The sequence below is a fragment of the Actinomadura pelletieri DSM 43383 genome (assembly GCF_003634705.1).
In the GTDB taxonomy this organism is placed as follows: Bacteria; Actinomycetota; Actinomycetes; order Streptosporangiales; family Streptosporangiaceae; genus Spirillospora; species Spirillospora pelletieri.
Map to the genome: position 1 here is coordinate 129,242 of NZ_RBWU01000001.1, position 10,283 is coordinate 139,524.

At 68.5% G+C, this 10,283-nt stretch carries 12 protein-coding genes and 1 pseudogene; 4 read left to right on the top strand and 9 right to left on the bottom strand.

Annotated elements, in window-relative coordinates:
- Positions 1–211 precede the first annotated feature (211 nt).
- Positions 212–355, bottom strand: a complete 144-nt coding sequence (locus tag BZB76_RS35630; RefSeq protein WP_337959738.1) for a 4a-hydroxytetrahydrobiopterin dehydratase — start codon at positions 353–355, stop codon at positions 212–214.
- A gap of 474 nt (positions 356–829) precedes the next feature.
- Between BZB76_RS35630 and BZB76_RS00595 the strand changes: the two are divergent.
- Positions 830–976 (top strand): annotated as a pseudogene (locus BZB76_RS00595) (SDR family oxidoreductase); the annotation flags it as partial.
- 440 nt (positions 977–1,416) lie between these two features.
- Here the strand turns inward: BZB76_RS00595 and BZB76_RS00600 are convergent.
- Positions 1,417–1,908, bottom strand: a complete 492-nt coding sequence (locus tag BZB76_RS00600) for a VanZ family protein (protein ID WP_246006684.1) — start codon at positions 1,906–1,908, stop codon at positions 1,417–1,419.
- A gap of 437 nt (positions 1,909–2,345) precedes the next feature.
- On the opposite strand from BZB76_RS00600, the gene BZB76_RS34070 reads away from it, so the two are divergent.
- Positions 2,346–2,546 carry a hypothetical protein gene (locus BZB76_RS34070; protein ID WP_147449256.1) on the top strand — a complete coding sequence of 67 codons (201 nt, stop codon included), beginning with the start codon at positions 2,346–2,348 and terminating at the stop codon, positions 2,544–2,546.
- A gap of 383 nt (positions 2,547–2,929) precedes the next feature.
- Here the strand turns inward: BZB76_RS34070 and BZB76_RS00605 are convergent, their stop codons facing one another.
- Positions 2,930–3,775 (bottom strand): SDR family oxidoreductase, encoded by an 846-nt coding sequence (locus BZB76_RS00605; RefSeq protein ID WP_121432326.1) that lies wholly within the window; start codon positions 3,773–3,775, stop codon positions 2,930–2,932.
- An 80-nt stretch (positions 3,776–3,855) separates the two neighbouring features.
- On the opposite strand from BZB76_RS00605, the gene BZB76_RS00610 reads away from it, so the two are divergent.
- The gene (locus BZB76_RS00610) at positions 3,856–4,785 is read left to right on the top strand and encodes an AraC family transcriptional regulator (protein ID WP_121432327.1); all 930 of its coding nucleotides are present in this window, start codon (positions 3,856–3,858) and stop codon (positions 4,783–4,785) included.
- A 515-nt stretch (positions 4,786–5,300) separates the two neighbouring features.
- On the opposite strand, the gene BZB76_RS00615 is transcribed toward BZB76_RS00610, so the two are convergent.
- Genes BZB76_RS00615 through BZB76_RS00640 form a run of 6 tightly spaced genes read right to left on the bottom strand, consistent with a single transcriptional unit; the run spans position 5,301 to position 9,347 of the window.
- Positions 5,301–5,885, bottom strand: coding sequence for a beta-class carbonic anhydrase (locus tag BZB76_RS00615; protein WP_121432328.1), 585 nt, complete (start codon positions 5,883–5,885; stop codon positions 5,301–5,303).
- A gap of 4 nt (positions 5,886–5,889) precedes the next feature.
- Positions 5,890–6,915 carry a ferritin family protein gene (locus BZB76_RS00620; protein WP_121432329.1) on the bottom strand — a complete coding sequence of 342 codons (1,026 nt, stop codon included), beginning with the start codon at positions 6,913–6,915 and terminating at the stop codon, positions 5,890–5,892.
- Complete coding sequence (locus tag BZB76_RS00625) at positions 6,915–7,220, bottom strand: MmoB/DmpM family protein (protein WP_121432330.1); 306 nt, start codon at positions 7,218–7,220, stop codon at positions 6,915–6,917. The genes BZB76_RS00620 and BZB76_RS00625 overlap by 1 nt, the downstream gene beginning before the upstream one ends.
- The gene (locus BZB76_RS00630; protein ID WP_121432331.1) at positions 7,213–7,596 is read right to left on the bottom strand and encodes a monooxygenase system ferredoxin subunit; all 384 of its coding nucleotides are present in this window, start codon (positions 7,594–7,596) and stop codon (positions 7,213–7,215) included. Before BZB76_RS00630 ends, BZB76_RS00625 begins: the two co-directional genes overlap by 8 nt.
- Positions 7,580–7,837, bottom strand: coding sequence for a toluene-4-monooxygenase system B family protein (locus tag BZB76_RS00635; RefSeq protein WP_121432332.1), 258 nt, complete (start codon positions 7,835–7,837; stop codon positions 7,580–7,582). The genes BZB76_RS00630 and BZB76_RS00635 overlap by 17 nt, the downstream gene beginning before the upstream one ends.
- Before the next feature lie 10 nt (positions 7,838–7,847).
- On the bottom strand, positions 7,848–9,347 hold the full coding sequence (locus BZB76_RS00640; RefSeq protein WP_121432333.1) for a YHS domain-containing protein: 1,500 nt from the start codon (positions 9,345–9,347) through the stop codon (positions 7,848–7,850).
- Positions 9,348–9,487: 140 nt separating this feature from the next.
- On the opposite strand from BZB76_RS00640, the gene BZB76_RS00645 reads away from it, so the two are divergent.
- Entirely contained in the window at positions 9,488–10,111 is a 624-nt protein-coding gene (locus tag BZB76_RS00645; protein WP_121433362.1) for a MarR family winged helix-turn-helix transcriptional regulator, read from the top strand.
- Positions 10,112–10,283 lie beyond the last annotated feature (172 nt).

Consider the following 10,283-nt stretch of genomic DNA (forward strand, 5'->3'; position numbering starts at 1 on the left):
AACTCCTTCCTGGCCGGGACGACGGGGCCGCCCGGCGGCTGTTCGACGTCATCGGGCGGAGCATCGCATCATCACGACGGCTGGTCAGGAGGACGGTCAGGGGCTGTCGGTCGAACGGTCGATCGGTGCGGCGAACGGTCCGTTTATGGTGAATTGCCGGAATCTATCGGACGCGCGAATTCGCCCCTTCGTCGGTGCATCGCGCCGCATGTCAGACCGGCTCGGCTACCCCGTGCCCGGCCGCGATCGCCTCAATGTGGCGGGCCGGCTCGAAATCCTTCACGGTGATCCGGCCGCCGGCGTCGTGGGGGGTTATCGCGAACCTGATGCGCTGCCAGGCGATGTGGATGTCCAGGTGGTGGTCCGACCTCGCAGGCCTTGGCCGTCACATACATCGCCAGGTGAACGGTCCCGTGGTAGGTGTGCCTGAACGTCCGGGCGATCGCGTCGCCGTCGCGGGTCCAACCGGGCAGCCCGCTCAGGTGCTCGGCGATCTGGTCGTCCTTCAGCGGTTCGGGGATGGACACGGCTCCCTTCGCAGTCAGGCGACGGAGGCGATGATCTCAGCCGGCTCCCGGCCGCGGGCTCGGCGTGGCACGCTCAGCCGTCGGCGAGTGGGTCGCTCCGCTGGCGCGCGCAACTCGCGGTACGCCTCGTGCAGCTCGGTCGCTTCTGGCACCCTCCGAGCCTGCGCGGCCCTGGTCACCGCGACGGCCGCCAGTGGTTCGACGGCACCAGCCGACGGCTCGTCACCGCCTCCAGTGCGGTCTGTGCCGCCTCGTCCGGCTGATCCGCAGCGAGGGGCGCTAGAGCCAGGTCGAGCCGTGCGGACGCCGCACGCCGGCGCCGGATACCAATAGGACGGACAGCCCGACCCGAGGAGGTGGCCGCAACGGTGGCGTGGTTGTGCTCGCCGGACTGCACGTTCTCCACGGGCGCGGTGTTCGACCTCTCCGGCGGGCGAGCCACCTACTGACTCTGCTGCGCGACTGCCCCACCCTCTGCGGCGGCATCACACTCGCCATGATCAGCTCCGTGCAGGTCAAGGGGGCTGAGCGGTCATTGCGGTCGCGCGGCGCCCAGGGGAAGGCGAGGCTGCCCGGCCGAAGTTGGAAGCGGCAGCCGGACGCCATGGCGCAGCGCCGCAAGCGTCGGTGATTGCGGTGCGGCCGGACAGTTGCTCGACTACGGGCCGACAGTCGATGCGGGCTCGGATCGTCGCGGTCGCGTCGGCGGAGCCGGTTGCCAGCAGGCCCATGCGGATACCTCGATACACCGTAGTGTTCAGAGTGGCGGCGCTGACGCCCTTGGCGGCCTCGTCCAGCACCGCGAAGGGTCCTCTACGCGCACGGCGCCGCGCAAGTCGCGTGCTGGAAGACGAAAGGGTCGTGCAGCGCAACGCGGACGTTGTCAGGATCAGTTCTTCCCGCGGACCAGACGAGAGGCTCTGCGTCCGATCAGGAAATACGCGATGATTACGCCCGCCGTATTGAGGATGACATCGTCGATATCGAATGCACGGCCGGTGACCAGCAAGCCCTGCATCGTTTCGATCGCCAGTGACACCAAAGCCCCGACCAGGGTTATCCGTAGCGGCCCTCGCAAGCGGGTGAAGACGGTAGGGGCCAATGCTCCCAGCGGCATGAGCAGGACCACATTGCCGCCGATCTGGATCAGCGCCTCTCGGGCGGGCCGGTCGAGGTAGAAGCGGAGCGAGCGGCCAGGATCCGTGTTGCCGCCGGCTTGTCCCTGGTCGTGCACAGAACTGAGCGTCAACTTCGCCGCATAATAGAAGAACACCGACAGCACGCCGATAACCAGTGTGACGGCGGCGACACGCAACGGTTTGACATACCAGTGCGTCGTCCCGTCAGAGGGTGAAGGGTTCGTCTTTGACGGCGTCGTCACGAATGCTCCTTGAGACGCGCTTGCTGCCATCGGGGGTACGCTCACATATGCCCACTCCCTTTGAGATAAACCTGCATCTTCGGCCACGACGATGGAAATGCGGAGACACCGGGGCGCTGCGGCACTACCATTACGGCTGGCCTGCGAGAACGCGCGCTACGCGACGTGTCGTCCGTCCCCTCGAAGGCCCTGAGTCTTGGACCGGAATGGTGCAGATAAGAAGCTGGCGATGTGCCTGGCTTGACCGCATCGGTGCCTGCGTGAGCGACCACCGCCCCGAACCCCGGGCCGACTCGCTGTGGCAGCGACCGCAGGAACGCACGGGCGGCCGAGCTTGGTCTCGCAGTCGGCGCAGCAAGTGAAGGACATCCCGACCAAGGCGAGCAAGCCCTGGTTTCGAGGTCCAGATCAGGTATGCCACCGGCGGCTCCCGTCGCGTGGCCCGGCTCGACAAGTCCCTCGCCACCGCAGAACGCTTCGCCGAGCTGAACACCCCCGATGCTGTGGGCGTGGCTGATGTCGTCGGCGGTGAGCAGCGCGGCGCGTTGCGGGTGGACGAGCAGGTCGTGGACGGCGTATCCGTCTCGGGTTGCGAGTGGTCCGGCGGACCAGCGACCCCATCGCCCCATGGGCCGTGAGCGGAGAGGGTCCCTGTCTTGGAGGGCTTCCTGAGGCCATGACCACCATCCCGGGACCTCAGGAACTCTCTTCCTGCCGGTGTGCCGCCCGCCGCCGAGAGCGCGGCCTGGGGAAGCCCCGCCGGTGCCGTGGAGACCGCCGAAGGGCTCCGGGACCGGTCGGCCCCGCGATGCTGGACGCCGCCCGAGACGCCTTCACCACCGGATGACAGGTGACGATGCTGATCAGCGCCGCCCGTCATCACGGCGGGAACCATAGATCGGCCTACCGACCCGCCAGCGGCAAACCCCCACCTCCGAGGAGGCCGTCATTACGACCGGCACCTCCCCGGAGACATCGGATGTCCTTTCCTGAGGGGCGATGGCGGTGAGGGTCGGCGCGGTCAGGTCGGCCAACCGCCTTTGGCGGTTGTGGATCTCGTGAAATCGGCGAAGGTTCGTGGTGGACGGCCTAGGGCGCGCTGGACGCCGTCGGAGGTGTAGGCGTCCCTTCCCTCCCTGAGTGGTTCGATGACGTCGGCGAAGGCTTCGGCGTCGGTGGGTGGTACGCCTTGTTGGACGAGTTCCGCGACGTACTCCTTGACTGAGAGCGGCACGTAGCGGATCTCGTGGCCGATGGCCTCGGAGATGGTGGCCGCCGCTTCGGTGAGTGTCACCGGGCGGGGGCCGGACAGCTCGTAGATCTGGCCTGTGTGGTGGTCCTCCGTTAGTGCGGCGACCACTACTGCGGCGATGTCCTCGGCGTCGATGAAGGTCGCGGCGCCGTCGCCGGCGGGTAGTCGCAGTTCACGGTTACGGACGGCGTCAGCGAAAAAGCCCTCGCTGAAGTTCTGCGCGAACCAGCCCGGTCTGGTGATCGTCCATTCCAGGCCGCTTTCGCGTACCGCGGACTCGCTGTCGCGGACTCCGTCCAGTACGCCATTCCTGTCCCTGACGTAGTTCGAGTCGTCGATGCCGCGTCCTGAGGCCAGGACGATGCGCCGCACTCCGTGCTGTGCCGCCCGTTCGACGAAGGGGCGGACGAGCTTTGTGCCGTCCAGTTGCACGATGTAGGCGGCTCGTATGCCTTCCAGGGCGGGGTCCCAGGTGTCTTTGTTGGTCCAGTCGAAGTGATGTTCTCCGCTGCGGGACGCCGCGCGGACCGGCAGGCCCTTGGCTCGCAGTCGGTTGACGACGCGGCGGCCGGACTTTCCGGAGGCGCCGGTGACCAGGATCGGTTGTTCAGGCATGGCCCCAGTCAATTGGTCGTTCATGAGACGATCCATGGTTGAAACGCGCCGTCTGATGTTCAGACGTCTACGGTGGTGATATGGACGCGGTGTCAGAGCTGTTGGGGGATGTGCGGGCGCGCGGTGCCGTCTTCCGGCGGGCGATCATGCGTCCGCCGTGGGCACTGCGGATGGCCAGTGGTGCGCCGCTGACGCTGGCCACCATGTTGCGAGGCCACGCCTGGATCGTTCCGGAACAGGGCGAGCCGGTGCGCGTCGAGGCCGGGGACATCGCCGTTGTGCGCGGTGACGAGCCCTACACGGTGGCTGATGACCCCGCGACCACGCCGGAGCTGGAGGTGACAAGCGCGGACTACTGTTCGGCGACCGAGGGCATCGAGCCGGCTCGCACGTGCGGGACGACCGACGGCGGGTCCGCCGTGCTCCTCAGCGGGGCCTTCGAGAGTCGGGGCGAGCTCAGCGAGCGGCTGTTGCGGGCCCTGCCTCCCGTGCTGGTGATTGCGGCCGAGACCAGGCCCTTCCCGCCGGTGGAGACGGTGGCCGAAGAGATCGCCAAGGTCCGGCCGGGTCAGCAACTGGTGCTGGATCGGTTGCTCGACCTGATGTTGGTGTCGGCACTGCGTGGCTGGTTCGACGACCCGGATGGCCACGCTCCGGGATGGTGCCGTGCGCTGGACGATCCGGTGGTGGGCATCGCGCTGCGCCTGCTGCACGACGATCCCGCCCGCCGGTGGACGGTGGCGGACCTGGCGGCCAAGGTGGGGGTCTCGCGGGCGGCACTTGCCCGGCGGTTCACCGCGCTTGTCGGCGAGCCGCCGATGGCCTATCTGGCGAACTGGAGAATCGCCCTGGCCGCGGACCTGCTTTCCGGCACCGACCACACGGTGGACACGATCGCCAGAAAGGTCGGCTATTCCAACGGATACGCTTTGAGCGTGGCGTTCAAGCGCCTGCGCGGCATGCGGCCCACAGACCACCGATACACGAAACCGGCCCGATGGCCCGGATGAGGCCGACCGCCCGGGATGCGGAGGTCGACTCCACGACCAGGCGGGCCTCAGCCGCCTGGAGCCTGCACGCCCCTCCAACCATTCCGCCGAGCACCGTCCCAGGGCGCCGACTGGGAACCGCTGCTCGGAGGCGACACCCCACCCCTTCACATCCCCCAGGGCGGACCCGGATCGTCCATCGCGGCGACACCCTGTGGAGCTTGACCCGCCGCACCTATGGCTCCGGCCGGCTTTGGGGAAGGCATGCAGGCCTTTCTGACGGCTGAGGGTCCGTGGTGCGGAGCGGCGCCATGGGGTTGCTCGGTCACGCTGCGGGACGCGCATTACGCAGGCAATGCGTGCTCCGGGTCGGGCGTTGGGCGATCAGATCAGCCGGCATTGTTCATGGCCCGCCTGGTTCTTCGAGAGCATGGCAAGGGCCCGGTGTCGAGATCTCGCTCGACACCGGGCCGTTCGGCACCGTCCCCGATCAGCGAACCGTGCGGCCACGGGTGCGTGCCCGTGTGCGCCGCCGTTCAGGCGGAGACGGCGGTGCCCGCGGCGGTGGCGGTCGGGACCTCGACCAGCAGGCCGCTCTTGACGTCGTAGATGTAGCCGTAGATGGGGATGCCGGACGGGACCAGCGGGTGGTTGCGGATGCGCCGGACGTCCTCGGTCACGCTCGTCTCCTGGTCGGAGATGGTGAGCCAGTCGATGTAGTCGCCCTCGGCCGAGCCGGGGCCGGTGCCGACGTCGTGGAAGCCGTCCGGGCCGAGCGCCGCGGTCTCCAGGCTGTTGGCGAGCAGGCCGCGGATGACCTCGTCGGTGAAGAACTCCATGCCGCAGTCGCTGTGGTGGATGACGAACCATTCCTTGGTGCCGAGCAGCTTGTAGGAGATGACGAGGGAGCGGATGGCGTCGTCGCTGGCCCGGCCGCCGGCGTTGCGGATGACGTGCGCGTCGCCCTCGGCGAGGCCGGCGTACTTGGCCGGGTCGAGGCGGGCGTCCATGCAGGTGAGGATGGCGAAGCCGCGGGCGGGCGGCAGCGCCAGCTCGCTCTTGTCGCCGAAGTCGGCGGCGTAGTCGGCGTTGGCGGCGAGGACCTCGGGCAGGACGGACATTGAGCTACTCCCTTTCCGGCGCGGCGTTCGAGGTCGCCGTGAGCCAGGTGTCTCGGAATCGTGTGGTGGAGTCGGTGACGGTCTGCAGTACTTGCGGTGCGTCCGGTGGCGTGGGGAAGGCGCCGGCCAGGGCCTGGACGGCGGCGGTGACGCGGGGGCGCCAGGTTTCCTCCCAGCCGAGGATGTGGTCGCGGTTGCCGGGACGGGCGTCGATCGCGTAGCGGGCGAGTGCTCCGGCCCAGGCGCGGCCGCGCTCGGTGTCCACCCCGGACTCGTGCAGCAGTTGGGCGGTCAGCCCGTCGGCGTTGGCTTCTGCCAGCTCGGCGAACGCCTCCTTGAACAGGGCGTCCAACGCCGGTTTGACGACGAGGTTCAGCGCGGTGAACGCCTCACCCCAGTCATAGGCGAGCAGGAGCCGTTCCAGCAGTTCGCGGGCGGGTTGCCAGGCCGGGTCCTGTTCCCAGACGCTGCGGGCGGTCGCGCTGTCGGCGAGTTCGGCCCCGTGGGTGAGCGAGAGCGACTTGGCGCGGTAGGCGATCCACTGCAGGGCGCGCAGCTCGTCGGCGGCCTGGAAGAACGACGCGTTGGTGATGGCGGCGCTCGGCGCGAGCTGGCCGACGTAGAGGCTGGTGATCTGTAGGACGTGGAAGGCGAACCGGGCCGGGAGGTATAGCCGTCCTAGGACGTCCACCCAGGCGGGGTCGAGCCGTGCGTCATGGTCAAAGGATTCGAAGTGGTCGACAACGCCTTCGGCGTAGATTTCCCGGTCGTGCTGCAGGGCGATGTAGCGCCGGTAGTTGAGCTGGGCCGGGTCCTCGAACTCCTCCCAGTCGTCGGCCTGCAGCCGGGAGCCCTCGCGGTGTTTCAGGTACCACTGGTTGATGGCGCTGCCGGGGTCGAGGTCGAACGGCGCCGGACGCTTCCCGAAGTGGTAGTGGAACTTCTTGGTGACGATCTCGTACTCGTTGAGCCTGCGCCTGCCCGCGTCGGAGATGCTCCAGGTGCGCAGGGAACGCGTGGGTGCGGCCATCAGTCCTCCCGGGTCAGGTACCAGGTGAGCTCGTCGTCGGAGACGTACTTCATCCGTCCCGCGAAGCTCGCGATCGCCGGTTCGAGTGACGGCAGGTCGACCGGCCGTCCGAGCGCCTCGGTGAGGCTGGCCCTGGTGACCCGCAGGAACCGCGGCGCGTGGACGCGGACGTAACCCGCGTGGTCGTCGACCAACAGCTCCACGCCGGGGTTGTCCTTCTCCAGCGCGGCCTGCAGCGCCTCCACGATGTCGGGGTCGAAGCCCCGGATCACGGGGCCGACCAGTTGCCGGTGTTCGTCAGCCATGGGTGCCTCCTCGGCCGCGGCAGCGGTGGTAGTGGCGGTGGCCGTCGTCGGGGACGGACACGGTGATCCGGTCCCCGCGGACCCGGACCGGGTACTCGTAAAGCCGACAACCCTCGGGGTTGACGCTCCTACCGGTGCGCAGGTCGAACTCCCACAGGTGGGCCGCGCAGGTGAGGACGTCACCGTCCAGGTCGCCCTTGGCCAGGGAGTACTCCGAGTGCGGACAGACGCCCTGGTAGGCGCGCACCTCCCCGCCGGGCAGGCAGGCGAGCAGGACGGTGTCGGCCCCGGCGGCGACCTCGATGACGTCGCCCTCCCACAGGTCGTCCAGGGAGGCGACGGCGTGCCAGGCGCCCCGTTCAGTCGTCTCGGTCATCGAAGAAGGCCTCGACGTGGGTGAGGTGGGTCGCGCCGGAGCGTCCGATGACCTCGTCCGGGTCCAGGACGCGGCCGTCCAGCTGGACCCGGACCGGTGCCGGACGGGCGGCGACGCGCCGTCCGGCGACATGGTGCGCGATCTTCTCGCCGACGGTGGCGGCGGTGTCCTCGTCGTCGACCAGGACGGCGAGGGTGACGATGTCCCCGGCGAACGTGGCCGTCAGCGGCAGCGGTGCCATCGGTGCCTCCTCAGCGCGCGCCGGAGGGCCGGGCGGCCCACGCGTATCCGTCGGCGTCGACGCCCTGCTCGGGCTCGGACAGACCCATATAGGCGAGGATGCCGCCGACGTCCGGCGGGTCGATGTCGCCGGTCAGCAGCCGGTCGGTGATCGACTTGTGTCCGGCGAACCGCTCCGGCCGCTCGGTGAAGATCCACCGGCACGGCTCGGAGCAGAAGTGGTAGCGCCTTCCCTGGTGGACGTGGGTGAGCGGCGCGGGGTCGGTGTGCGTCCCGGCCGGCACCCCGGCCGCGCGGACGATCGGGAGCTGGCAGATGTTGCAGGCCACCGGGAGCGTCTCGGGGAACGTCTCGGCGAGCCTGCCCTCCCGGACGTTGTCGGTGATCACGTCCCAGTGCTTGCCGAACGTGCGGTTCCAGCCGGGGTACTTCTCCTCCAGCCACGCCCGTTCCTCCGCGGACACCCCGGCGTCGGGGTTCCACCAGACGGTCGGACGGTAGTTCCAGATGACCGTGTGGATCGCGTGGTGGTACCAGTCGAGTTCCTGGATGAACTCGTCCCAGTACCAGGGGAAGTCGAGGCCGTAGTCGCGGAACTGCTCGCTGAACTGCTTGACGACCCAGTCGGTGATGAACTCCTTGAAGCTCATCTTGCGGGCTTCCAGCGGCGTGTAGTAGTCCATGGACAGGCCGGTGAGCAGGGCGAACGCCCGCCAGGACCGCCAGAACATGTGGTCGATGAGGAACTGGCCCCAGTCCTTGTGGCCGGCGTCGATCAGCACCTTGATGGTCGGCTCGCCCTGTTGGGCGTGCCGGGCCTCGTCGGTCTGGATGCTGGAGATCAGCGCACCGAACTCCAGGTCGCCGACGTCGATCGCGTCCGCCGCCATGCCGAGGAACTGCAGGTTCGTGAAGCCGGTCTCCAGCGTGAACGTCAATTGCAACGCGATGGAAAGCGCGTCGTTGGCGACGAACATGTCGTCGAAGAGCTGGCGGACGGCGATCGCGATCCAGTTGTCGGTGTGAAACGCCTTGAGCGCCCAGTCGCCCCGGGGTTCCTTGGGCAGCAGACCGTACGGAAAGAACGCCTGGATCTGGCCGTGCCTGACCTCGTCGAGCGTGCCGAACGTCGCGGTGTTGCGCCACGCGGCGGAGCGTCCGAACCGCCCCATCCGGGCCTCCCCGATGGACGCCAGGTACTCGGGCATCGTGATGGCGCCGTAGTGCGCCACGATCACCGACTTCCAGCCCGGGTCGAGCGCGTCGAACAGGTTCGAGCGGCCGATCGCGTTCTTCAGTGAGTAGGTGGTGGTGTCCTTGGTGACCTGGTTGTGGACGTACTCGCGATACGCGACCTTGTAGGGCTCGTCCCACGCCAGCCACGCCTCGGACGGGACGCGCCCTGTCCCCGACAGCTCCTCTGGGAAGACCTCCTCCTCGTCCACGTAGCCGAAGGTCCAGTTCGTGTCGCGCGCCAGGTCGTACCAGTCGCTACGAGAGAGCTTGGGCACCCGGCACCTCCTTCACCGCGGGAACCTTGTATTTCCTACTGAATAAGTAGACAATCGGCCTGAGGGAATGTCAAGGACTCCTAAGCATCTCGCCTCGGCGTCCAGGTGGGAGCGGAAGCGCGGTTGCTATGATCGACTTCATGCGGATGCCGGACGACGAACGTCACCACGGCATCGACGCCAAGGTCGTCGCCGCACTCGACGCCGTCGGCGACGCGCTGCACGTCCTCGCCCGCCGCACCGCCGAGGCGCACGGACTGTCACCGACGCAGCTACGCATCCTCGCTCACCTGCACCACGGCCCGCCCCCACAGGCAAGGAGCACCGCACTCGCACGCGAGCTCAATGTCGCCGACCCGACCGTCAGCGACGCGATCAACGCCCTGCACCGTAAGGGACTCATCGAACGCCGCCGCGACCCCGACGACGGCAGGCAGCAGCGGATCGTCCTCACCCGGACCGGCCGCCCCCTCGCCGCCAAAGCCGCCCGCTGGACGGTCCCCGCCGAGATCGCCGTGTCCAAGGTCGAGCAGGAGCAGGCGGAGGACCTCCTGGCCTCTTTGCTGGACGTCCTACGCCGCCTTCACGACGCCGAGCTGGCTCCCGCGTCCCGCTCCTGCACCACCTGCGACCACTTCGTCCCTGCAACGGCCACGAGAACTCGCACACATCGATGCGCCTTCTTCGACCACGACCTACCGCCGTCCGCCCTACGCGTCGACTGCGCCCAACACCGCAAACACCCTTCGACCGCAACTGGCTGACAGACGCCGAGCACCTCGGCCAGGTAGCGCTCGTCCCCGGCGGAGCTCGGCCTGCCGATATCGGTCCGCCGTTCACCGCGGCAGATCGGTCGGCGTCCACCGCGATCAGCACACCGGTGAGCCGGATGTCGTCGGGCCGGTTGGGATGGTCGAGCGCCTCCGCGACCGCCCG